At 49.7% G+C, this 21,915-nt stretch carries 23 protein-coding genes; 9 read left to right on the forward strand and 14 right to left on the reverse strand.

Annotated features, from left to right (window positions below; genetic code table 11):
* Positions 1 to 153: 153 nt before the first annotated feature.
* The 14 genes from rpmG to flhB form a co-directional block, all read right to left on the reverse strand.
* A complete protein-coding gene (gene rpmG / locus LG219_RS08530; protein ID WP_027469283.1) occupies positions 154 to 309 on the reverse strand; it encodes a 50S ribosomal protein L33 in 156 nt (51 codons plus the stop codon).
* Between the two features lie 17 nt (positions 310 to 326).
* On the reverse strand, positions 327 to 560 hold the full coding sequence (gene rpmB / locus LG219_RS08535) for a 50S ribosomal protein L28 (RefSeq protein ID WP_173532261.1): 234 nt from the start codon (positions 558 to 560) through the stop codon (positions 327 to 329).
* Positions 561 to 711: 151 nt separating this feature from the next.
* Positions 712 to 3,111, reverse strand: coding sequence for a DNA translocase FtsK (locus tag LG219_RS08540; RefSeq protein WP_226764082.1), 2,400 nt, complete (start codon positions 3,109 to 3,111; stop codon positions 712 to 714).
* 105 nt (positions 3,112 to 3,216) lie between these two features.
* Positions 3,217 to 3,957, reverse strand: a complete 741-nt coding sequence (locus LG219_RS08545) for a lysophospholipid acyltransferase family protein (protein WP_226764083.1) — start codon at positions 3,955 to 3,957, stop codon at positions 3,217 to 3,219.
* Between the two features lie 342 nt (positions 3,958 to 4,299).
* Positions 4,300 to 5,043 carry a flagellar motor protein gene (locus LG219_RS08550; protein ID WP_226764084.1) on the reverse strand — a complete coding sequence of 248 codons (744 nt, stop codon included), beginning with the start codon at positions 5,041 to 5,043 and terminating at the stop codon, positions 4,300 to 4,302.
* Complete coding sequence (locus tag LG219_RS08555) at positions 5,043 to 5,783, reverse strand: RNA polymerase sigma factor FliA (RefSeq protein WP_226764085.1); 741 nt, start codon at positions 5,781 to 5,783, stop codon at positions 5,043 to 5,045. Before LG219_RS08555 ends, LG219_RS08550 begins: the two co-directional genes overlap by 1 nt.
* Before the next feature lie 38 nt (positions 5,784 to 5,821).
* Entirely contained in the window at positions 5,822 to 6,427 is a 606-nt protein-coding gene (locus LG219_RS08560) for an ABC-type transport auxiliary lipoprotein family protein (protein WP_226764086.1), read from the reverse strand.
* Complete coding sequence (locus LG219_RS08565) at positions 6,424 to 7,470, reverse strand: MlaD family protein (RefSeq protein ID WP_226764087.1); 1,047 nt, start codon at positions 7,468 to 7,470, stop codon at positions 6,424 to 6,426. The genes LG219_RS08560 and LG219_RS08565 overlap by 4 nt, the downstream gene beginning before the upstream one ends.
* Before the next feature lie 3 nt (positions 7,471 to 7,473).
* A complete protein-coding gene (locus LG219_RS08570) occupies positions 7,474 to 8,265 on the reverse strand; it encodes an ABC transporter ATP-binding protein (protein ID WP_226764088.1) in 792 nt (263 codons plus the stop codon).
* Between the two features lie 2 nt (positions 8,266 to 8,267).
* A complete protein-coding gene (locus LG219_RS08575) occupies positions 8,268 to 9,353 on the reverse strand; it encodes an ABC transporter permease (RefSeq protein ID WP_226764089.1) in 1,086 nt (361 codons plus the stop codon).
* Positions 9,340 to 10,239 carry a MinD/ParA family ATP-binding protein gene (locus tag LG219_RS08580; protein WP_226764090.1) on the reverse strand — a complete coding sequence of 300 codons (900 nt, stop codon included), beginning with the start codon at positions 10,237 to 10,239 and terminating at the stop codon, positions 9,340 to 9,342. The genes LG219_RS08575 and LG219_RS08580 overlap by 14 nt, the downstream gene beginning before the upstream one ends.
* A 36-nt stretch (positions 10,240 to 10,275) precedes the next feature.
* Positions 10,276 to 11,859, reverse strand: coding sequence for a flagellar biosynthesis GTPase FlhF (gene flhF / locus LG219_RS08585; RefSeq protein ID WP_226764091.1), 1,584 nt, complete (start codon positions 11,857 to 11,859; stop codon positions 10,276 to 10,278).
* 221 nt (positions 11,860 to 12,080) lie between these two features.
* Positions 12,081 to 14,150, reverse strand: a complete 2,070-nt coding sequence (gene flhA, locus LG219_RS08590; protein ID WP_226764092.1) for a flagellar biosynthesis protein FlhA — start codon at positions 14,148 to 14,150, stop codon at positions 12,081 to 12,083.
* A 55-nt stretch (positions 14,151 to 14,205) separates the two neighbouring features.
* Entirely contained in the window at positions 14,206 to 15,351 is a 1,146-nt protein-coding gene (flhB, locus tag LG219_RS08595; RefSeq protein WP_226764093.1) for a flagellar biosynthesis protein FlhB, read from the reverse strand.
* 81 nt (positions 15,352 to 15,432) lie between these two features.
* Between flhB and LG219_RS08600 the strand changes: the two genes are divergently transcribed.
* From LG219_RS08600 to folE2, 9 genes are all read left to right on the forward strand, one after another.
* On the forward strand, positions 15,433 to 16,596 hold the full coding sequence (locus LG219_RS08600) for a flagellar hook-length control protein FliK (protein WP_226764094.1): 1,164 nt from the start codon (positions 15,433 to 15,435) through the stop codon (positions 16,594 to 16,596).
* Between the two features lie 159 nt (positions 16,597 to 16,755).
* The gene (locus tag LG219_RS08605; RefSeq protein WP_226764095.1) at positions 16,756 to 17,301 is read left to right on the forward strand and encodes a flagellar basal body-associated FliL family protein; all 546 of its coding nucleotides are present in this window, start codon (positions 16,756 to 16,758) and stop codon (positions 17,299 to 17,301) included.
* A 38-nt stretch (positions 17,302 to 17,339) separates the two neighbouring features.
* Entirely contained in the window at positions 17,340 to 18,359 is a 1,020-nt protein-coding gene (gene fliM, locus LG219_RS08610) for a flagellar motor switch protein FliM (protein WP_226764096.1), read from the forward strand.
* Entirely contained in the window at positions 18,352 to 18,786 is a 435-nt protein-coding gene (fliN, locus tag LG219_RS08615; protein WP_226764097.1) for a flagellar motor switch protein FliN, read from the forward strand. The genes fliM and fliN overlap by 8 nt, the downstream gene beginning before the upstream one ends.
* A 9-nt stretch (positions 18,787 to 18,795) precedes the next feature.
* On the forward strand, positions 18,796 to 19,215 hold the full coding sequence (fliO, locus tag LG219_RS08620) for a flagellar biosynthetic protein FliO (protein WP_226764098.1): 420 nt from the start codon (positions 18,796 to 18,798) through the stop codon (positions 19,213 to 19,215).
* Positions 19,212 to 19,955, forward strand: coding sequence for a flagellar type III secretion system pore protein FliP (gene fliP, locus LG219_RS08625; protein ID WP_226764099.1), 744 nt, complete (start codon positions 19,212 to 19,214; stop codon positions 19,953 to 19,955). The genes fliO and fliP overlap by 4 nt, the downstream gene beginning before the upstream one ends.
* Positions 19,956 to 19,957: 2 nt before the next feature.
* The gene (gene fliQ / locus LG219_RS08630) at positions 19,958 to 20,227 is read left to right on the forward strand and encodes a flagellar biosynthesis protein FliQ (protein WP_226764100.1); all 270 of its coding nucleotides are present in this window, start codon (positions 19,958 to 19,960) and stop codon (positions 20,225 to 20,227) included.
* On the forward strand, positions 20,224 to 21,012 hold the full coding sequence (fliR, locus tag LG219_RS08635) for a flagellar biosynthetic protein FliR (protein ID WP_226764101.1): 789 nt from the start codon (positions 20,224 to 20,226) through the stop codon (positions 21,010 to 21,012). Before fliQ ends, fliR begins: the two co-directional genes overlap by 4 nt.
* 100 nt (positions 21,013 to 21,112) lie before the next feature.
* Positions 21,113 to 21,901 carry a GTP cyclohydrolase FolE2 gene (gene folE2 / locus LG219_RS08640; RefSeq protein ID WP_226764102.1) on the forward strand — a complete coding sequence of 263 codons (789 nt, stop codon included), beginning with the start codon at positions 21,113 to 21,115 and terminating at the stop codon, positions 21,899 to 21,901.
* The last annotated feature ends 14 nt before the right edge of the window (positions 21,902 to 21,915 follow it).

Here is a 21,915-nt window from a genome sequence, read left to right on the forward strand (position 1 = left end):
CTAGGTAAATATTGCTCTTTGAGCGTATACCTTGAGTTGTTTTTAGTTTGTGGCGATAGGCATGGCTGAGTTGAGCGCGATTGTTGATGTGGAAAATAACAAAAACCCCGCTAAGGATAGCGGGGTTCTCGAGTATGGCGTCACTGCACTGAATTACTTCAGTTTAGTTTCTTTGTAGATCACATGTTTACGAACAACAGGATCGAACTTCTTGATTTCCATTTTTTCTGGCATGGTACGTTTGTTCTTGGTCGTGGTGTAGAAATGACCTGTACCAGCAGAAGATTCTAGCTTGATTTTATCACGCATGATTTATAGTCCTTAGCTTACAGTTCGCCGCGCGCGCGCAGATCTGCCAAAACCACATCGATGCCGTTCTTATCAATGGTGCGCAGAGCTGCGGTCGAAACGCGCAAGCGGATAAAGCAGTTTTCGCTCTCAACCCAAAACCGGCGGGATTGCAGGTTCGGTAGGAAGCGGCGTTTAGTTCTGTTATTGGCGTGGGAAACGTTATTCCCTGTCATTGGGCCTTTGCCCGTGACTACACATACTCGTGCCATGATTCTGTCCTGACGTTCGGAACTGGAAAAGTCCACGTTTATATCACAAAGTGAAGATTCGATTCAAGTCCATTAATAAAAAAACTCCAGACTTTAGTCGCTGAAGTGACTGATTTACAACATAATGCATCGCGAAAATGCTCAGGCGACATTATTCACTGATTGGTGGCGCAAGTACAGTCCGGTTGCCATTTGTTTCCATAGAACTGACTAATCCGACACTTTCCATTTGCTCAATCAAGCGCGCTGCGCGATTGTAACCAATACGCAGTTGCCGCTGTACCGATGAAATCGATGCGCGGCGGCTTTTAAGTACAAAAGCCACCGCCTCATCATACAGCGCATCCGCTTCGCCAGCATCGGCATTCCCGCTACTGCCTGCGGCGGATTCAGCATCAAAGCCGCCGTTTAAAATGCCATCAATATAATTGGGTTCACCTAAAGATTTTAGGTAATCAACCACATGATGGACTTCATCATCGGCAACAAATGCACCGTGAATTCGGAGTGGATAGCCAGAGCCCGGTGGTAAAAATAACATATCACCTTGCCCGAGCAAGGCTTCGGCGCCCATTTGATCCAAAATGGTTCGGCTATCGATTTTACTTGAAACTTGAAACGCCAATCGCGTTGGAATATTGGCCTTGATTAAACCGGTAATCACGTCGACGGACGGGCGCTGGGTCGCCAAAATTAAATGTATCCCTGCGGCACGGGCTTTTTGCGCTAAGCGGGCGATGAGTTCCTCAATTTTTTTACCGGCGACCATCATTAAATCGGCAAATTCATCAACGACAACGACAATAAAAGGTAAATGTTCTAGCCGCTCAGGATCGTCCGGGGTGAGGCTAAATGGATTGGTGAGGTGTTTACCGGCTTTTTCGGCGTCTTTGATCTTTTGATTGTAACCCGCAAGATTACGCACGCCCATCGCGCTGAGTAGGCGGTAACGTTTTTCCATTTCCGCAACACACCAATTGAGTGCATTGGCGGCAAGCTTCATATCGGTAACGACTGGCGCGAGTAAATGCGGAATGCCTTCGTAGATGGATAACTCCAGCATTTTGGGGTCGATCATAATAAAGCGCACTTCGTCTGGCGTGGCTTTGTAGACCAAGGACAAAATCATCGCATTCACGCCGACCGATTTCCCTGAGCCGGTCGTTCCTGCCACCAACATATGCGGCGCCTTACCTAGATCGGTGACAATCGGTTTGCCAGTAATGTCTTTACCGAGCGCAATCGTCAGTTTGCTACTCATATCGTGATACGGCTCGCTAGATAAAATCTCGGAAAGACGAATCATTTGCCGCGTCGGGTTGGGGAGTTCCAAGCCCATATAGGTTTTGCCGGGAATGGTTTCCACTACACGAATGGAGACCAAGCCCAGTGCCCGCGCCAAATCTTTCATTAAATTCACAATTTGCGAGCCTTTCACGCCAACGGCAGGCTCGATTTCATAGCGGGTAATCACTGGGCCAGGGTAAGCGGCGACAATTTTAACCTCGACATTAAAATCGGCCAATTTGCGTTCAATCAGCCTCGACGTAAATTCCAGCGTTTCTTTGCTAATGGTTTCTTGCGATTGCAATGCGGGAGCGAGTAAGCCCAGCGCGGGGAGTGATTCATCGGTTTTGTTGCTGACATTGGCGCGTTTGATCGGGGCCGGCGGCAAATCATCTTCAGCAAATAACAAAGGCTGTGCAGCTTGCTTGGCCACTTCGGCTTGTTGTTTTTCTTGTTCTTTCTTTTCTCTCACAATGCGCTTTTCGACTTGGCGTGCAATTGGGATATCTAGTTGCGCGGGTTCAATCATCAGCGGCTCTTTACCGGCTTGCTTTTGTTTGGCGGCAACCACTTGCTCATCACGGGCTTTTTTTGTTTCGCGGCCGATGCGTCGATCTTTAGCGGCTTGGATGGCATTGAGTGCGTTGAAAAAACTATTTTCAGCGACCGTGCCGATGTTTTCCATCACATTGAACCAAGACAGCCCAGTAAATAATGAAACGCCAAAACCAAAGAGGGTAATTAAAAATAAGGTGGCACCACTAAAGCCAAGGCTAAGCGTCATCCAACTGGCTACCGTTAAGCCCAACATGCCACCGGGAACATAAGGCAGCGGGGCGCTTAAAGAATGCAGTCGCAAAGCTTCAAAAGCGCTACTGGCGATGAGCATCAGGCAAAAACCGCTGCAGGCTAAAAAAACCACGGGGCGTGACGATTCGGCGACGCGATCAATACGGCGATAGCCCCATAAAATGGCGGCCAAGCAAAACACCGTCCACCACCAAGCCGAAAAACCAAAGGTATACAGCAGCACATCGGATAGCCAAGCGCCCAAACTGCCGCCACGATTATAAATTTTGGCTTCAGTGGCGCTGTGCGACCAACCTGGATCGGCTTGATGGTAGCTCGACAGTACGAGGACTAAGTAGGCGAGTAAAACGACTAAAATTAACCACCATGACTCGCGCAGTAAATTCGCCATGCCTGGCGGTAAGGCGGCACGGGTCGAGACATTGGCGACGTTTTTCTTGCGAAATAAGGGCATATATATATCAAGGAACGAGAATCTATGGCGATTATAAGGGCAAGCTTGCGCTTTGCGGTGTGTAAATGAATCGCATTGTGATGGCAATCATCACAATTGAAACATTTAAATTAAATATCTTTTCTGCCAAGTTAGGTAATGTTGATAACTGGTTTCACAAAAGATTTCTTTATTCTCAAAGTCAGCAGGGTACAGTGCCGGAAAAACATGGTAGTGCACGACAGGATTGGGACTGGTAAAAATGGCGAATATTTTTTGCAACAGGCTTTCATTAGCATGCCATTCAAAGCTGATTTGCGCTTCATGATGTAAAAACACCGGCACAATCGGCGTGTTGGTGGCGAAGGCAACTGCAAAAGCGCCAAACTGAAAGCGCTCTGCCAATAGCCGGCCGTGACATCCGCCTTCGGGAAAGATCGCGATATTGTCACCGGCGTTGACGGCTGCAATCAGCTCAGCCAAAGCCGCTTGCCGTGAGGCTTTGTCTTCTCGGCGTACAAATAAAGTACCTGCCGCTATGGCAATTTTGCCCACTAAAAACCAATCACGAACTTCGATTTTGGCCAAGCTGCGCACCTTAAATAAGGCCGGAATGCCCACGTCTTCGAGTGCCGATGGATGATTGGCGATTAAAATATATTGTGCTGGCAAGGGCGCGTGCTGATGTAAGCGCAATTGCACACCTAAGGCGCGAACAAAGCAGCGGCACCATGCTTGAAATAAACGCGGATAAATGGCGTGAATGAGGGCGTGTGGTAACGCGGCAAGCAACAGCATCAGCAATGTAAACAGCAGTAAATCCAATACTGCAATGCTGCGTATGAGGACGCGAATCAGCCAAAGCATGGCATACCTTAAGTCAATATTCGGTTTTAACTATAGGCGATAGTAAGGTAAGAAGAAAAAACAACGCTGCTTGGCTCAGTGCAATATTGAATTGCTGACTGATATTGATGGGTGATATTCAGATTTTGTATGGATAGCATACCGCGCTCGTCACGAATGGCCGTAGTACATGACTCATGCCGTAGGCACATAAACCATTAGTATCTATGGGTATGTCTATGTGGCCCTTTTTTATTAAAGCTTGGAGTGATATACCTAGGGTCTACTAATGTTTGGGTTTGCGCCGCGCTAGATCGATTTTCTCGGCAAACCAAACGTCAATAGAGCCTCGTCATGTGTGGCTTAGTGATGCAAGAAACCAGCAAGTTTATTCTCTAGCAAACGGGGATTTTCACCATTGGCGATGGTGACCAGCCCTTCGGCGACCATTTCGCGGCGTCGCACTTCGAGCAAAATATAGTGCTTTAATTTATTGGCCACGGGTAAGAAAAACATATTGGCGGCGCCAACGCCATAAATCGTTGCCACAAAAGCCACTGCAATGCCGGCGCCTAATTTGGACGGATCAGATAGATTTTCCATCACATGAATCAGCCCCAAAACGGCACCTAAAATGCCAAACGTCGGAGAATAACCACCCGCCGCTTCCCAGATTTTAGCCGCGGCGCGCGCTTGATCTTCGTAAGCGTCAATATCAAGCTCCATCGCCCGGCGGATGGTTTCGGGCTCGGCACCATCGACGACCATTTGTAAACCACGGCGCACAAAGGGATCTTTTTCGCTATTAAAAAATGCTTCTAATGCCAGCAAACCACCGCGCCGCGCTTGTGTTGCCCAATTGACTAGGGTGGCGAGTAGTTTTTTGAAATCCATTGCCGGAGGGAAAAAAATCCAGCGCAACATTTTAATGCCAGCAATAAAGTGGCGCATTTGCGTTTGCAGCATCACCGCACCCACCGTGCCGCCCATGACAATCAAAAAGGCGGTAAATTGCAGTAATGAGCTGATATGGCCGCCCTCTAACCATTGGCCCAGAATAATAGCAACAAGCCCTAAAATAACGCCAAATACGCTGATTTTATCCATTAGCTCAGCCAATCCTTTAATTTGCCGCGCAGGCGGGCAATCGCCTGGCTATGCAGCTGGCAAACGCGTGATTCTGAAACGCCGAGTACCGCGCCGATTTCTTTTAAATTGAGTTCTTCGTCGTAATACAGCGCCATCAACAGTTTTTCTCGTTCCGGCAACAAGCCAATACCCGCAATGAGTTGCGCGCGAAAATGAGCGTCGGTGAGTACTTGCGCTGGATTCTGGTGTGTGTCGGCGGCATATTGATCGAGCGGATCATTGTCGCCATCTTGTTCGAAATCTTCATAATGCAATAGCTGATGGCCGCGCGCGTCGCCAAGCATGTCTTGATATTCACTGAGCGGCAGATTCATTTTTTGCGCGATTTCAGACTCTAAGGCCGCGCGGCCTAAAACTTGCTCTAATTGCACGGTCGCGCGTTCGATTTCACGCATATTGCGCCGCGCTTGGCGTGGTAACCAATCGGCGTTGCGTAATTCATCGAGCATGGCGCCGCGAATGCGTTGACTGGCAAAGGTTTCAAATTGCACACCCGCATCGGGGTCAAAATTGCGCGCAGCTTCCATTAAGCCAATTAAACCGACTTGAATTAAATCGTCAACGTCAACGCTGGCCGGCAGCCGGCTCATCATGTGATAGGCGATTTTGCGCACCAAAGGCGCGTGCTTTTCAACACGAAGATCTTCGCTGCTATTTTGGGTGCGACGATAAAGAGAGAGCGCGCGATGGGCTGACATGGCATTCAATTAAGTGGCGTCTTGCTTAGTGTAGCTCACTACGGTGTGTTTACGGTAAGCAGCGACGATTCTAGTTGCAATAAAATAGTGTTTAAAGCGCGATTAAAGCCAATCACAGCTTGCTCGGGGCTGGCGTCAACGATGGCTTCGGTTTGCGTAAACTCAAAAATACGCGGTGTATTGTGCTCGATTTGGCTTAAGGCATAACGCACGCTGAGGGTCACTCTGGGCTGCGCAGGGTTGGTTACATCGACATATATCTTTTGTAATTCACCCTCTAAGCGCCAGTTTGGCATCAGGCTACTGCCTGCTGGTAACACGGCAGTAAATAAGCCACTGGCGGCCAAGGCTTCGCGGCTCAGGTCGCTCACTTGCTGGGCCGGCGGCGCGAGAAAACCGTTGTAGGGGTCAAGGACAAAGCGCTGCGCGCTTTCACGATAAATCAACGAGGTGCTGCGGTAGGGCAAGGGCGCACGCAAATCTTGAACTTGCAAACTGCCGTTAAAATGCGGCGTTGCTGAGCGCGCAGGGCTGGATTGGCTAGCTGGCAAAGTCGACAGTAAAAAATCCTTACGCGGCGGCTTGGTGCTGCTGCAGCCGAATAATAAGACGCTGATACAGCAAAGAGTCAGGATGGTTTTCATGGTTTTGGCGGCGTATAGACTGGCGGCGGGTTAGAGAATAACAACTGGCTAGGCTGTTGCTCGGCTTTGTTGAGTAATTGTTGCAGGCTCAAACTGGCGCTACTGAGTTGTTCAATCAAGGCGTCTACATCGGTTTCGCGATGGCTGCTCAGACGATCGAGCCGTTGGCTAACCCGGTCAATCCGTTGCAATGTGCTGGCAATTTGCGGGTCGGTGGCGATTTTTTTAGCGCTTTCGGCGGCAATGGCTAAATCGGCTGGCGCACTGCGCCAACCAGGTTGCGTTAGAATTTCTTGTAACGCTTGATTAGTTTGCCGTGCTTCAAGCAGTAAGGCTTGGGTTTCTTTGGCCATGCTGGCCAACGGCAATTGGCCGACGTGATCTAAAACGGTATTCATTTTTTCGCTCATGCTCAGTAAAGGCAGTGGTGCGAGTTTTTGCTCTGCGGTGAGCAGCAATTGATCGAGTCTGGCCATGGTTTGTTCAATATCGACATGCTGCATTTTGGCGATTAAGTTTTGTGTAGCGGTGACGATTTGATTGACGGTGCTGGGGCTGGACGGGATATACAGTTGTTCTGGCGTCCAAGCAATCGGCAAGGGCCGGCCGGCATTGGCACCCATGTAGTCGATTTCTAAATAACTGGTGCCAGTAACGCCTTGCGGGGCGATTTTAACGCGTAAACCCTTGGCGATCTCCGCGTCAAGGGTGGCTTGCGTTGGCGCAGGAAAACCTTTGCCACTCATCATTTCGGTATTTAAACGCGACTCGATTAAAACGTATTGATAGCGCTGTGCGCTGGGCAGTGCTTGTTGGTAGCGGGCGTAAGTAAAAGTAATCGCGCTGATTTCTCCTACGACCACGCCGCGATAGCGTACTTTAGAGCCAATATCTAAGCCTTGTACCGACTCATTAAAGTAGGTCTCTAGCATGAATTGCTGGCGAAACCATTTGCCGCTACCGAGTGCAATCATCAGTCCGGCGGCGAGGGTAATGGCGACGAGAATAAATAAGCCTAAGCGAAAATTAGATCTTTGTTCCATGGTTTAGCCTTGCAAGGTTGGCTCGCTGGCGGCGCAATTGTGCGGCACGAGACGAAGTTGGCCACGGTTAAAAAAGCGATTGACGCGTTCATCACTCGATTGTGCCAGTGCCTGTGGGGTATCAATGGCGATAATGCCTTGTGTGGATCGATCTAACATAATGGCGCGATCGGCAATGGCATGAATACTGGCCAATTCATGGCTTACTAACACACAGGTAACGTGCTGGGTTTCGGCAATGCGGCGAATCAGTGCATCCAACTCGGCCGAGGTGAGCGGATCTAAACCAGCAGAAGGCTCGTCTAAAAATAATATTTCCGGCTCCAGCGCCATCGCCCGCGCAATCGCAGCGCGTTTTTGCATCCCACCCGAAAGCTCGGCGGGGGCATAGTCAGCAAAGGCTTCTAGTCCAACCAAGCGTAATTTAAGACGAGCAATGATTTCGATTGCTGGCGCGTCAAGTTGGCTAAAGCTTTGCAAAGGCAGCATCACATTGTCGAGTACGCTCATTGAGCCAAATAAAGCGCCAGCTTGAAACATCGCGCCAAGATGACGCAGTATTGCCTCGCGGCCCTCGCCAATTGTGCCCACCAGCTCATTACCTGCTATCCGTATACTGCCAGCTTGTGGCGAATAAAGGCCGATCAGGTGCTTGAGCAAGGTGGATTTACCACAACCTGATCCGCCTAAAATCGCCACCACTTCACCGCGCTCAATGCTGAAGGAGACGTCTTTTAAAATAGTTCTGTTGCCATAACCACACGTTAAGCCTTGCACTTCAATTAAGGCGCTCATTATTACCAACCCATGTGGTAAGCCACCACGGCAAATAAACCATCGGCGACGACCAATAACACCAAGATTTGTACCACCGCTTGGGTGGTTGCTGCGCCGACGGCACTTGCGCCATTGCCGGCGGCAAGGCCGCGATAGCAACCGACGGCGGCGACAATAAAGCCAAAAATCGCCGCTTTACTCAGGCCCGATAGCAAATCGATTAAGTTCACTTGCCCGGCGATTTGCGAATAATAGGTGGCAAACGGAATCCCAAAGCCTTTCATCACTAAAGCGCCGCCAAAGAGACCGACGACTTCGGCAAATAAGGTCAGTAGTGGGGCCATTAATACGCCGGCCAATAACCGCGGCAAGACTAAAAATCGAATGGGGTCAAAACCAAAAGTGACCAGCGCATTGATTTCTTCGTTGACCTTCATCGTGCCCAGTTCAGCGGCAAAAGCCGCGCCAGTGCGGCCAGCCAATAAAATCGCAGTAATTAACGGCCCGAGTTCACGAATTAATGACAGCCCGAGCAAATTGGCGACATACAGTTCAGCGCCAAATTGCCGCATTGGAATCGCCGATTGAAACGCGAGGATCACGCCAAATAAGATAGAGATTAAAGTAATAATCGGCACGGCATTCGCGCCGACGAGCTCGCACTGCAAACCAAATTCGCGCCAGCGAAAGCGCCTTAGTGCGTGCAGACTCTGCCATAACGCAGCGCAGATGGCGCCAAGAAAGCTAATTTGCAAATAAAAATTGGCATTGGCGGCGCGCACGCGCGAACCGAATCGGGTGATCAGGTGCTGGGCGGGTTGGGGCGTGGGTTTTAATAATGGCAACTCAGGAGACAGCGCATTGAGTAGCCGCTGTCCTTGCGCGGGTAGGGCTAAAATGCGTGCGCCGCGCTGCTGTAATTCAAATAATAACGCCGCCCCCGCGCCATCGATACTTTGCACGGCACTGGCGTCAATCTCCGTCTCTGCCCATTGCTGTTGCTGAATGCGCAGCCATAGCGCGCTGCTGGTCGCTAAGGTTAAATCGCCGCCAAGCTCAAAGTGAGTGGCGGTTGTGGGGCGTAATTGGGCTTCAGTAAGCGGCATGATCGATTCGATTGGCGAGTAAGCGCGATGATTCGATTAAACGATAAATAAAGCTGGCCATATTGCCTTGCGCTTGGCGCGGCGGAGCCCAGCGTAATAAGGCATCGGCCAACTGGCGAATCGCCGCGCTGGCCTCCGCGTCAGGAAAAGCCTCTAGCACAGGCCGACCAAGGCGCGTGGCGCGGTTGAGCCATTCATCTTCAGGCACATAACCAATCAATTTGAGTTGAATTTCTTCCCCCAAATATTGCTGGGCTACTGCGCGAACCCGGTCAAATAAAGTCATGGCTTCACCTAAACTGGCGACACGATTGACCAGTACTCGAAAATCACGCCGCGCATATTCGGTTGCCAATTGCTTAATGGTGGCATAGGCATCGGTGAGGGATTCGGCGCGATTCGATAGCACGATGACCACATCATCCGCGGCGAGCGATAGACTCGGCACGCCTTGGGCCACCGCTGGGCGCGTGTCGAGCAGTAGATAATCCAGCGATTCGGTCAGTTGCGCAAACTCATTCGCCAATCCGCGTTGCTCGTTGTCGTTGAGCTGAGCCAATAAGTGCGCTGGCGCGGCAATCGGTAAAATCGCAAAGCCATATTGGCTCTCGATTAAGGTGTCGATTAAGCGCGCTTCACGGCGTAATACCTGCTCAAGCTCAACGCCCGGCGTTAAATGCAAGCGGTGCGCCATATTGTGTAGGCCAGTAAATTCATCCAATACCACGACTTGCCTTTGTCTTTCGGCCAAGGCAGCAGCTAAATTCATGACCAAACTGGTGGTGCCGGCATCGCCACGGCCACCCGATAAACTAATGGTTCGGCAGCTGGGCGTAGCGACCAGTTGCCGTAGCCCTGCGGCTTGGTCTGGCCAGCGTTTAGGCACAATGTGGTCCTACTGGGAAATGACTTAAAAGCACACTCATCGTGGTGAAGTGGCAAGGCTAAAATCGGTTGGAATATCTTGCGTGCTCATAAACAGTGGGTATTCGTCTTTATGCAATTGAAAGACGCTATTTTCTTGTTGATTGCGAAAGGCGCGATCCACCAGATAGGCCAAATTCGCCCGATGCAGGTCTTCCGGCACACGCTGGCCATTGGTCACAAAGTGCAGTGGCAATTTATGCCGAATCGCCACGTCCAGGCAGCCACCGAGCGCCATGGTTTCATCGAGCTTGGTTAAAATGCAGCCGACTAAATGGCTGTTTTTATAGCGCCGAGCCACATCATCGAGCGTACTGGCTTGGGCATTGGCTGACAATAACAACACCGTGCCGACATTATCGTGCCCAAACATCGCCAATTGCTCACCGATGCGTTGATCGCGCTGGCCCATGCCCACGGTGTCGATCAGCACTAAATGTCGATCGGTGAGTTCGCCGAGCGTGAGTTGTAAATCGGTTTCATCTTTAACTTCGTGCACCGGCACGCCCAAAATTCGGCCATAAATTCGCAGTTGATCGTGCGCGCCAATTCGGTAGCTGTCGGTGGTCAATAAGGCGACCGATTGTGGCCCGTAGGTGAGCGCACAACGCGCCGCCAGCTTGGCAACGGTGGTGGTTTTGCCAACGCCAGTTGGGCCGATTAAGGCATACACCCCACCACGTTCAACGATGTCGTCTTTGGCGCTGACGGTGGGTAAATTATGGGTGAGCGCGGCTTTAACCCATTTCATGCCGGTATCTAAACTCATCGCGGCTGGCATTTTATCAATGAGCTGACGCGAAAGTGCGGCGCAAAAGCCAGCGCCGAGTAATTGGCGCAAAATTTCTAACTTTTCAGGGGCGTGTTTGGATAATTCGCCCCACGCCATGCCTGCCATTTGGCTCTCTAATAAGCCGCGAAGCATGCGAATCTCACGCGCAATATCTTGCATCGCCGCTTGATCAACAGCAGGGGCGGCGTTTTTGGGGCTGGCATCATCAAAACTAAAAGTGGGCAGCGGTTTTTCGGCCATCGCCGGGCGACGCGGTGGTATCGGGCGACGTTCTGCTTCGGTATTTAATTCGGACTCGCGTGGCCGTGACTTGGTTTCAGGTCGCTGTGGGGCTTGAGCTGCGGCTTCAGGGCGGTTGATGTAATCGGTGAAAGGGACTTCATTGCTAGTTTCGGCACGTAGTGCGGCGCTGGTTTTTGGCGCGCGATTACTGCGCAATACAGAGGGGATTTCATAAGGCACATCGTCGAGCGTTGGCTCTTGCTCATCGTCAGGAATGGCGTACGAGCGGGCTAAAGCTTTGGAAATATGTGGAGCAACGGGCGTTTGCTGCGCGGAACTCATTAAACGTGCGCCATTTTGCGCCGCACGCGTTGCCGGTTTGGGCGCGGCTGCAACGGTCTGAACGCTGGTGAGTGCCGCAACGTCCGCGTCGGCAACGGCCATGATTTCGATGCCGCCACCGGCCACTTGCCGGTTGGACAGAATCAATGCATCTGGCCCGAGTTCATCACGAACTTGGCGTAGCGCATCACGGGTGGTCGCACCAAAAAATTTTTTAACCAGCATATAAAACTATGATCACCGCGTTCCCGCTTTAAATTGCATCCATAAAATCAGCCTTAAACGATCAACTCACAACCCAGAATGGCCCCAGTTTTATTGGGCCTTAAGTGTGTGCCAGAAAGGTATCGAGTCATGATTATCACTGTTCCTGTACTTCTGCACAATTGAATCGCGTCATCAAGGCAAAGGATTGTTGGCGATTATGCGGGGGATGCTCCGCCGTTTTAAGCGCCTAAGACATTAATGATGCGTAAAGTTTTGTTATCTGGAATCTCGGTATGCGCGATGACGCGTAATCCGGGAATTGAACGGCGTAAAAACCGCGATAACATCGGCCTTAACTGGGCGGGGGTGATTAAAACGGGATTAATGCCTTGCATTTCCAGCTGTTCGGTCATAGCGGCGGCTTGTTGCAGTAAGCGCTCGGCAAGGCCGGGCTCGAGGCCACCTTGCGATTTGCCACTGGCGGCGGAGAGTAAAATGCTTTCTAGTTGTGGTTCTAATGCGACAACTTGGAGCTCTTGTTCTCCAGCAAATAATTGATGAACAATCGAGCGCCCTAATGCGACCCGCACTGCCGAGGTTAATTCGTCGATATCGGCGGTTCGTACAATGTGCTCGCTGAGCGTTTCGATGATGGTGCGTAAATCGCGAATATGCAGTCCGTCCTCCAGTAGCGCTTGCAATATTTTTTGCAACGTACCAATCGGCACCACCTTGGGAACCAGCTCTTCAATCAACTTGGGCGATTCTTTGGCAAAGTGATCGACCAGCGCTTGGGTTTCTTCACGGCCGAGTAATTCAGCGGCGTTCGATTGCAACATATTCGAGATATGCGTGCCGATGACGGTCGACGCATCGACCACGGTGTAGCCCATGGCTTGCGCTTGATCGCGTAAGCTGGCGTCCACCCAAGTGGCAGGCAGACCAAACGTCGGATCGGTGGTGGCTGCGCCAGGCAAAGTGCCAGCGGCATTGCCCGGATTAATCGCCAGCCATTGCCCAACAAACGCTTCGCCAGCGCCAACGTCGACGCCTTTGAGTTGAATTCGGTATTGGTTGGGGCGCAGTTCGAGATTGTCGCGAATATGCACTGCCGGTACTAAAAATCCCAATTCTTGGGCGATTTTTTTTCTAATCCCGCGAATCCGGCGCAATAGCTCACCATCTTGATTGCGATCGACCAAAGGAATCAGCCGATAACCGACTTCGAGCCCAACCGGATCGACGGTTTGCACATCATTCCAGCTGACTTCTTGTAATGGCGCATCCGTCGGTGGCGGAGGGGTTGCGCCTGCTGGCAGTGCGCCGCCGGTGGCGGTGGCTGTTGCGGCCTTGAGGATATTTTGTTCGGCAAACCAAGCTAAGCCACCAGCCAGTGCGGCCATCATTAAAAATGCAATATGCGGCATGCCCGGAATGATACCCAGAATGCCCAAAACCCCAGCAGTGACATACAGCACCTGCGGGCGAGCAAATAATTGGCCTAAAATTTGATCGGATAAGTCTTGGTCAGTGCCGACCCGAGAAACGACGATACCGGCGGCCACCGAAATAATCAGCGCAGGGACTTGGGCTACCAAACCGTCACCGATGGTGAGTAGGGTGTAGGTTTTGGCCGCATCGGCAAACGGCATGTCATGCTGCAACATGCCAACGAGTAAGCCACCAATCAGGTTAATCACCATCACTAAAATACCGGCGACGGCGTCACCCCGGACGAACTTACTGGCACCATCCATCGAGCCGAAGAAATTGGCCTCATCAGAAATCTGCGCGCGTCGCGTGCGCGCTTCTTCTTCGCCAATCAAACCGGCATTCAAATCGGCATCAATTGCCATTTGTTTCCCGGGCATGGCATCTAAGGTGAAGCGCGCTGACACCTCGGCAATTCGCCCAGCGCCTTTGGTAATGACGACAAAGTTAATAATCGTCAGTATCACAAAGGCGACAATCCCGACGGCGATATTGTCGCCAATCAGTACGTGACCAAAAGATTCAATAACCTTACCGGCGGCATCACCGCCAGCATGACCTTCGGTGAGTACCAGTTTGGTCGATGCGACATTGAGCGACAAACGCAGTAGCGTCGTCATCAAGAGCACGGTCGGAAAGCTAGAGAATTCGAGTGGTTTATGGGTATATAAGCTGACCATCAACACGATGATCGATAGCGCAATATTAAAAGTAAAAAAGAAGTCGAGCACCGCCGGCGGCAAGGGCAAAATCATCATGCCCAACACCATTAACACCATTGCTGGCATGGCCAACGCAGTAAGTTTGCTACGCCACATCTAATATACCTAGTGTATGTATTTTAATGAACATTATGTAATATATTGCTTGCAGTTATATACCCTGATTTTCTGCTTCAGGGTCGAGTTCGGCAGGAACGGGTAAATTGGTATTGAGTGTCGGCGCGAAGCCGCCTTCTTTTTGATATTGATTGAGCTGGTAGATGTAAGCTAAAACCTCAGCAGCGGCAGTATACAACGCAGCGGGAATTTCTTCGCCCAATTGGGCGTGGTGATACAGCGCGCGGGCAAAAGGTGGCGTGCGTACAACGGTGACTTTGTGCTCCTTGGCCAATTCAATAATGCGTTCAGCCAATAAAAAAGAGCCTTTGGCCACCACTTTGGGCGCGCGCATGGCTTCGTCGTATTGAATCGCCACCGCATAGTGCGTGGGGTTGGTCACTACGACATTAGCCTTGGGGATCTCGGCCATCATGCGTTTGCGCGCCGCTTCTCTTTGTAATTGGCGAATGCGCGCCTTGACATGTGGATCACCTTCCGATTCTTTACTTTCTTGGCGAACGTCCTCCTTGGTCATTCTGAGGCCTTTGTAATAATCCCAAAGCTGATACGGCACATCAATTAGCACAATGAGCGCCATGCCGCTGACCGTCATCAAGAGGGTGTATTTGAGCATTTGCCACAGCATAAAAAAACCAACATCCGGTGGCATGGCAATCAAACTCATAAATTGCTCTTTTTCGTCCCATAAAATCCAGCCAGCAATGCCACCGATTAATCCTGACTTTAAAATCGTTTTGAGCGTTTCAATAATGGTACGCACCGAAAATATCCGGCCAATACCGGCGATTGGACTGAGTTTTTCAAAGTTGGGGCCGAGCGCTTCGGTGCTAAAAACCCAGCCACCAATGGCAATCGGCACCATGATGGCGACCAAAGCGCAGGCGGCAAAGATAGGCAGTAAGGCAAGCAACGCGATGCGCATTGCGGCCATTAAGGCCTCAGGCATTTGCTTAGCACTAACTAAATCAGTGCGATCAAAGCTGAGGTTGTCGATCATGATTTCGCGAATGGAATGAAATATATCCGGCGCGAGCGTAAACACCGCAACCAATCCTGCCATGAGGGTGGCAAAAGTGGTGAGCTCGTGTGAACGCGGCACTTGCCCTTTTTTTCGCGCATCTTCAATGCGCTTGGGGGAGGCCGGTTCGGTTTTTTCTAGGTCTGAATCTTCTGCCATAGCGCCAGTTTACCTGCAGTTTTAAGCGGCTGGCATTGTCTTTGCTTATTACTAGGCAAAGTCTTCTTATTGGGTGTAATTATGGCAACAACTTCAGCTGTGCCAGTGCAAGTTCAAGCGCCTGTCAGTCGTGCCGTTGAGTCGCGCACTGCGCGTGAAACCAGTCCGCGCAATGATTTTAAAGACGAGTTTAAACGTGAGTTAGACCGTGATCGGGCCGAGTCGCCTGCGCCAGTTAGTGCGCCCCAAAAGTCAGTAGTGAGCAAACCGGTCAACAAAGAAGACGCCGCAACGAGTGAATCGGCGCAATCGCAAGCGGCAACAATAGACCCTTGGTTGGCGATGCTACAAAATACGCTCATGCCAAGCATGGCGAGTGCGTCGGTCAAAGAGGATGCGATGTTGAGCCAGACGGAACCAGAGGCGCAAAGCCCGGTATTGTTGGACTCATTGAATGCTTTGTCGTTAAAAACACCAGCCAGCCAGACTCTTGATCAGGCTGAACTCAGTACAGAAGATCAGCCACAAGTTCCTGTTGGCCGCTCTGCGCTGCTGCAGCCCAAAGTCGAGGACACTGAAACGGCAAACCTTGCCGTCGATACGGCAAAATTAAGCGCCACTGAGGTTAAAGAAACGCCATTAGAGTTAATGCCAAATACCGACTTTAAAACGCAATTGACTGCGCTACATGAGCAGCGAAGCCTTGCTGCGAATCACTCTGTGACCAGCGCTTTGCCAAATAAGGAAGTCGCTGTGCCAGTGCATCATTTGGCTGAACCGGTTGGGCAAATGCGTTGGGGTGATGCGCTGGCGCAGCGGGTTGGGCTGATGCTGGGTCGGCAAGAGCAGCAAATTCAAATGCAGTTGAATCCTGCGCACTTAGGGCCAATGGAAGTGCAGTTAAATGTGGCGCAAGATCAAGCCAGTGTGGTGTTTAGTTCGCAAAATGCGGCGGTGCGCGATGCGCTAGCTGCGGCCATGCCACGCTTGACGGCCTTATTGGCTGAACAAGGTTTTACCTTAAGCAATGTGCAAGTCGCGTCAGATACGTTGCAGCAACATCAGCAGCAGCAAGCAGGGCACAATCAATCGCAGGGAATGAATCAAGGTCAGCAGCAAGCTCAAAATGGTCGAGAACCGGGATTTACTTACGGAATGGCCACCGGTTTGGTCGATGAAAAATCACAAGATATATCCACAGTGCGGTTGCCAATTCAAAAAGGGGGCTTGAATTTATTTGTCTGATTTCTTATGCTCTGCCGCAATAACGCTTGCTTAGCGCTTGTTTTATAGTATCTTTCGCTATATTGGCATTTTTTTACGCCCTAGCTACGCTGGGGCATAGTTGTTTAAGTTTCTCGTGAAAGATAATCTATTCATGGGCTTTCATTTTAAGGATGTAATATGTCGGAAGCAAAAGCAGAAGCCGCACCAAAATCTAAAAAAAATATCCTGCTTATTATCGTTGCTGCTGTATTGGTTTTAATTTTAATTTTAGGTGGTGCGCTGGCCTTTTTCTTATTGAAAAGTCCAGCTGAAGGCAATGCCGAAGAAGCAACCGCAGAAGCGGCGGCACATGGTGAAGAAAAGAAAAAAGAAAAGAAAAAGGAAAAGAAATCAGAAGAGCACGCTAAACCAGTATTTGCGAAATTACAAGATCAACCATTTACCGTTAATTTAAGCGGTGAGGCTGAGTCGGTATTGCAAGTTGAAATTATGGTTGAATTGGCTGAAGAGCACGATAAAGATCGAATTACCGCCGTACAACCCAAAATATTAGATGCGGTGAATCGTTTATTGCGAGCCAAAACCTTAGAAGAAGTAAAAACCCCTCAGGGGCAGGAAGAATTGGCGCGACAAATTAGAGAAAAAATTAATGCAATTTTAGAAGTTGAAGCAAAAGACGAAGGCGTATTAAGCGTTAATTTTACTAAGTATTTTTATCAGTAAGTTTGTTAAAAATTAGAACAGAGTGATAAAAAGAGACAATGGCAGACGATATTCTTTCTCAAGAAGAGGTCGATGCGCTACTGCGCGGTGTGACTGGTGAAGAGGACGATGGTGCTGATGACGTCGATCTATCGGCTGTCCGCAATTATGATATTGGTCGACAAGAACGGATTGTACGTGGGCGGATGCCAACGCTGGAAATTATTAATGAACGCTTTGCGCGTAATTTACGCATTGCTTTATATAATTTTATGCGCCGCAACGCCGAAATTAGCGTCGGTCCAATTCGAGTTCAAAAATACAGTGAGTTTATTCGCAATTTAGTTGTACCAACCAATTTAAATATGATTCAAATGAAGCCGTTACGCGGTACTGGCTTATTTATTTTTGATCCTAATTTTGTTTTTTTAGTGGTGGATAATTTATTTGGTTCAGATGGTCGTTATCACGTCAGGGTTGAAGGGCGAGACTTTACGCCAACGGAGCAGCGTATTATCCAGCGCTTGCTCGAAGTGGTTTTTGAAGAGTATCAAAAAGCGTGGAAGCCGGTGTTTGAGTGCGAATTTAGCTATATGCGTTCAGAAATGAATACGCAATTTGCCAATATTGCAACCCCGACCGAAGTCGTTGTGGCGTATACCTTTAAAATTGAATTGGGCGCTGGTGGCGGTGATTTTCACATCTGCTTGCCGTATTCAATGATCGAACCGATTCGCGATATGTTGTATAGCTCGATGCAGACCGACCGCATTGAATCGGACAATCGTTGGTCATCGTTGTTACGCAAACAACTACATCATGCTGACGTTAATCTGGTGGCAACCTTGGGTAACGCTAAAATTACTTTGGGCGATATTTTAAATTTAAAGGCGGGCGATGTGATTTCTTTGGAAATTCCAGAGGCCATTATTGCATCAGTGGATAGCGTGCCAGTGCTTGAGTGTAAGTATGGTATTCTTAACGGTCAGTATGCATTAAAAGTCGACAAAGTACTGGGCTCGGCCGAGGCTTTAAACGGCGTGCAAGACGAAGAGAATAGCGGAGAAGGTCATGGCTGAAGAAACCACGGGCGCAGCAGAAAATCCCGATGATATTATGGACGATTGGGCGGCAGCTTTAGCCGAGCAAGAGGTGACTGACACACCGAGTGACAGTGCCAGTACGGTGCAAGCGGCGGATATTTTTCAGCGTTTTGATACGGCCACCGCACCGACTAATACACCCAATAATATTGATATGATTTTGGATATTCCGGTCAATCTGACGGTAGAGTTAGGGCGCACTAAAATCGCAATTCGTAGTTTATTACAGCTAGCACAAGGCTCAGTGGTGGAGCTTGATGGGATGGCAGGTGAACCGATGGATGTGTTGGTGAATGGTTGTTTGATTGCTCAGGGTGAGGTTGTGGTGGTGAATGATAAATTTGGTATTCGACTCACTGATATTATTACCCCTGCTGAGCGCATTCGTCGCTTGCATAAATAACCCAATCATATGAATCTAATTCGATTGCTTTGCGGCAGCCTTGTGGGGCTGCCGTTCTCCGTTGTGGCGGCGACGGCAGCGCAAACCGCGCAAGGCCCTGGTGTGGGTCAGCTGATTCAAGTGATTTTGGCTTTAGTGCTGGTGCTAGCGTGCATTGTTGGCGGCGCTTGGCTGATGCGCCGTTATGCCTTAGTACCTGGCGCTGGCAATCCCCATTTGCGCGTTGTTTCTGGCGTGATGGTGGGCACCAAAGAGCGGGTGGTGGTGGTTGAGGTTGATGGTACTTGGCTCGTGCTTGGCGTCACTCATCAGCAAGTCAATCTGCTGCATACGCTGGACAAGCCCGCAGATGTGGCGACAACGCCAGCAACGCCTGCATTTGCACAATGGCTGCAAGCAGCAATGGCTAAACGGAACACCTCATCATGAAGAAAATCGTCCTACTCGCTGGGGTATTGCTTTGCCCTGTATTGCTGGCTGCCGAACCTGCGGGTATACCCTTTATGAGTTCGTCGCAAACGGCAGCTGGAACGGCGTATTCTTTGCCGATTCAAACCTTGCTGTTTATGACCGCGCTGGGCTTTATTCCGGCGATGTTGTTGATGATGACGTCGTTTACACGAATTATCATTGTGCTGTCGTTGCTGCGGCAGGCGTTGGGCACGATGCAAAGTCCGCCCAATCAAGTGATTGTGGGTTTATCGCTGTTTCTAACGTTGTTTATTATGGCACCGACGTTTGACAAGATGTATGCCACGGCTTATCAGCCTTTTTCGGAACAAAAAATTACGTTTAATCAAGCCTTAGATCAAGGCGCAATTCCGCTCAAAGACTTTATGCTCAAGCAAACTCGGCAAAAAGACTTGGCGTTTTTTATCGAGGTGTCCGGTGCCAAAGCGCCGAATGGCCCAGAAGACGTGAGCTTGCGTGTGTTGGTACCGGCGTTTGTGACGAGCGAGCTGAAAACCGCTTTTCAGATTGGTTTTTTAGTCATTATTCCGTTTTTAATTATTGATTTAGTTATTGCTAGTATTTTGATGGCGATGGGGATGATGATGGTGTCTCCAGTGATTATTTCTTTGCCATTTAAAATTATGTTGTTTGTGTTGGTGGATGGCTGGACGCTGTTGATGGGGTCCTTGGTGCAAAGTTTTTATATTCCGAGTTAATCATGACACCAGAAACGGTAGTGACTTTATTACAACGAGCGATGGAAGTGATGATTTTGCTGGGCGCGCCGGTGTTGCTCACTGCGCTCATTGCGGGTTTGATTGTGAGTATTTTTCAAGCGGCAACGCAGATTAATGAGGCGACGCTTTCTTTTATCCCCAAAATCCTCGCTTGTTTTTTGGTGCTGGTACTGGCTTTGCCGTGGATGATTGAAACCATGAGTGATTACACCATTCGTCTGTATCAAAGCATTCCTCTGTTGATTGGATGATTACGGTCACTCAAGTCCAAATTGAAATTTGGCTGGCATTATTCTGGTGGCCATTCTTACGTATTTTGGGTCTGCTGCTCGCGGATCCCTTTTTTTCGAGTCGCGCGATTCCGATTAAAGTGCGTGTCAGCTTGGCATTATTACTCACGGTGCTGGTGGCGCCCTTGCTGCCGACGATGCCCAGTGTGGCGGTGGTCTCTCCCGAAGGCATGCTGATTGCGCTGCGGGAACTCTTGATTGGCCTCGCAATGGGCTTTGTGATGCGGCTGATTTTTAGCGGGGTGGAGCTGGCTGGACATTTGTCGGGTTTGCAAATGGGCTTAGGCTTTGCGACGTTTTATTCGCCGCAAAGCGCCACCAATAGCTTGGTGATTTCTCAGTTGATGAGTTTGTTTATGCTGCTGGCGTTTTTGTCCATTAGCGGTCATTTAATGGTGTTGCAGGTATTAATTGACAGTATGGTGCAGCTACCTGTCGGGGGCATATCGCTTTCAGCGGGGGGCTTTAAACAAATTGCGAATTTAGGTGCGATTGTGTTTCGCACTGCAGTGCTGTTGTCATTGCCGGTATTGGCGGCGTTATTGATTACCAATTTAGCCATTGGGGTGATGACGCGGGCTGCGCCGCAGTTAAATGTGTTTGCAGTGGGTTTTCCGCTGACTTTGGCGGTGGGTTTTGCGGCAATGTATTTTTCTTTACCGATGCTGGTGCCGCATATTGATCAAGCGCTGGCCAATTACACGCGGTACATCGGGCAAATATTGACGGCGTTTAGCCAGAAGTAATCGTTGCGATTGATAAATGCAATTCCCGACTGGTTTGCTCGGGTATTGCGCTCGGGGTATAATCAATCCATCCAATTAATTCTTTTGAAGTGAGATTCCGATGAGCGTGGTTATTGCCGACGTGCAAAACACAGTGGATACCCGCAATATTGCGATTAACAAAGTCGGTATCAAATCGATCCGCCATCCAGTGCAAGTCGCAGATCGCGCTGATGGGGTGCAACATACCGTTGCTACTTTTGATATGTATGTCTTTTTGCCGCAACACTTCAAAGGCACGCATATGTCGCGCTTTGTTGAGATTTTAAATAGTCACAACAAAGAAATTTCAGTGGAATCATTTGAAACTATTTTGCGTCAAATGTGTGAGCGTTTAGAAGCTGAAGCGGGTTATTTAGAAATGCGCTTCCCGTTTTTTATCAATAAAACGGCGCCGGTTTCAGGCGTAAAAAGCTTGCTTGACTATGATGTTTCGCTGATTGGTGAGTTAAAAGACGGCGTGTTTACACAGACACTCAAAGTCCTTGTGCCCGTGACGAGTCTTTGCCCTTGTTCGAAAAAAATCTCCGCCTATGGCGCGCATAATCAACGCTCTCACGTCACCATTAGCGCCACTTTGGGTCAGCATGTGTGGATCGAAGAAATCGTTGAGATGGTTGAAAAACAAGCCTCTTGCGAGTTGTATGGTTTATTAAAACGCCCAGATGAAAAATACGTGACCGAACGTGCGTATGACAATCCAAAGTTTGTTGAAGACATGGTGCGCGATGTGGCGGCCAGTTTGAATGATGAACCACGGATTGTGGCCTATGTGGTTGAATCGGAAAACTTTGAGTCGATTCATAATCACTCTGCCTATGCCTTGATTGAGCACGATAAACGCGCTTAATTTGCATAGTTTAA

It is taken from the genome of Deefgea salmonis, assembly GCF_020531905.1.
Lineage (GTDB): Bacteria > Pseudomonadota > Gammaproteobacteria > Burkholderiales > Chitinibacteraceae > Deefgea > Deefgea salmonis.

What these genes read in the sequence shown, in the direction of transcription:
- LG219_RS08605 (WP_226764095.1), top strand. Translation starts at nt 16,756, where the DNA reads ATGTCGGAAGCAAAAGCAGAAGCCGCACCAAAATCTAAAAAAAATATC.
- LG219_RS08550 (WP_226764084.1), bottom strand. Translation starts at nt 5,043, where the DNA reads ATGGATAAAATCAGCGTATTTGGCGTTATTTTAGGGCTTGTTGCTATT.
- fliM (WP_226764096.1), top strand. Translation starts at nt 17,340, where the DNA reads ATGGCAGACGATATTCTTTCTCAAGAAGAGGTCGATGCGCTACTGCGC.
- fliP (WP_226764099.1), top strand. Translation starts at nt 19,212, where the DNA reads ATGAAGAAAATCGTCCTACTCGCTGGGGTATTGCTTTGCCCTGTATTG.
- LG219_RS08570 (WP_226764088.1), bottom strand. Translation starts at nt 8,265, where the DNA reads ATGAGCGCCTTAATTGAAGTGCAAGGCTTAACGTGTGGTTATGGCAAC.
- LG219_RS08565 (WP_226764087.1), bottom strand. Translation starts at nt 7,470, where the DNA reads ATGGAACAAAGATCTAATTTTCGCTTAGGCTTATTTATTCTCGTCGCC.
- LG219_RS08540 (WP_226764082.1), bottom strand. Translation starts at nt 3,111, where the DNA reads ATGCCCTTATTTCGCAAGAAAAACGTCGCCAATGTCTCGACCCGTGCC.
- fliO (WP_226764098.1), top strand. Translation starts at nt 18,796, where the DNA reads ATGAATCTAATTCGATTGCTTTGCGGCAGCCTTGTGGGGCTGCCGTTC.
- LG219_RS08555 (WP_226764085.1), bottom strand. Translation starts at nt 5,783, where the DNA reads ATGTCAGCCCATCGCGCGCTCTCTCTTTATCGTCGCACCCAAAATAGC.
- folE2 (WP_226764102.1), top strand. Translation starts at nt 21,113, where the DNA reads ATGAGCGTGGTTATTGCCGACGTGCAAAACACAGTGGATACCCGCAAT.
- LG219_RS08600 (WP_226764094.1), top strand. Translation starts at nt 15,433, where the DNA reads ATGGCAACAACTTCAGCTGTGCCAGTGCAAGTTCAAGCGCCTGTCAGT.
- flhB (WP_226764093.1), bottom strand. Translation starts at nt 15,351, where the DNA reads ATGGCAGAAGATTCAGACCTAGAAAAAACCGAACCGGCCTCCCCCAAG.
- fliN (WP_226764097.1), top strand. Translation starts at nt 18,352, where the DNA reads ATGGCTGAAGAAACCACGGGCGCAGCAGAAAATCCCGATGATATTATG.
- rpmG (WP_027469283.1), bottom strand. Translation starts at nt 309, where the DNA reads ATGCGTGATAAAATCAAGCTAGAATCTTCTGCTGGTACAGGTCATTTC.
- rpmB (WP_173532261.1), bottom strand. Translation starts at nt 560, where the DNA reads ATGGCACGAGTATGTGTAGTCACGGGCAAAGGCCCAATGACAGGGAAT.
- LG219_RS08545 (WP_226764083.1), bottom strand. Translation starts at nt 3,957, where the DNA reads ATGCTTTGGCTGATTCGCGTCCTCATACGCAGCATTGCAGTATTGGAT.
- LG219_RS08560 (WP_226764086.1), bottom strand. Translation starts at nt 6,427, where the DNA reads ATGAAAACCATCCTGACTCTTTGCTGTATCAGCGTCTTATTATTCGGC.
- LG219_RS08575 (WP_226764089.1), bottom strand. Translation starts at nt 9,353, where the DNA reads ATGCCGCTTACTGAAGCCCAATTACGCCCCACAACCGCCACTCACTTT.
- flhF (WP_226764091.1), bottom strand. Translation starts at nt 11,859, where the DNA reads ATGCTGGTTAAAAAATTTTTTGGTGCGACCACCCGTGATGCGCTACGC.
- fliQ (WP_226764100.1), top strand. Translation starts at nt 19,958, where the DNA reads ATGACACCAGAAACGGTAGTGACTTTATTACAACGAGCGATGGAAGTG.
- flhA (WP_226764092.1), bottom strand. Translation starts at nt 14,150, where the DNA reads ATGTGGCGTAGCAAACTTACTGCGTTGGCCATGCCAGCAATGGTGTTA.
- fliR (WP_226764101.1), top strand. Translation starts at nt 20,224, where the DNA reads ATGATTACGGTCACTCAAGTCCAAATTGAAATTTGGCTGGCATTATTC.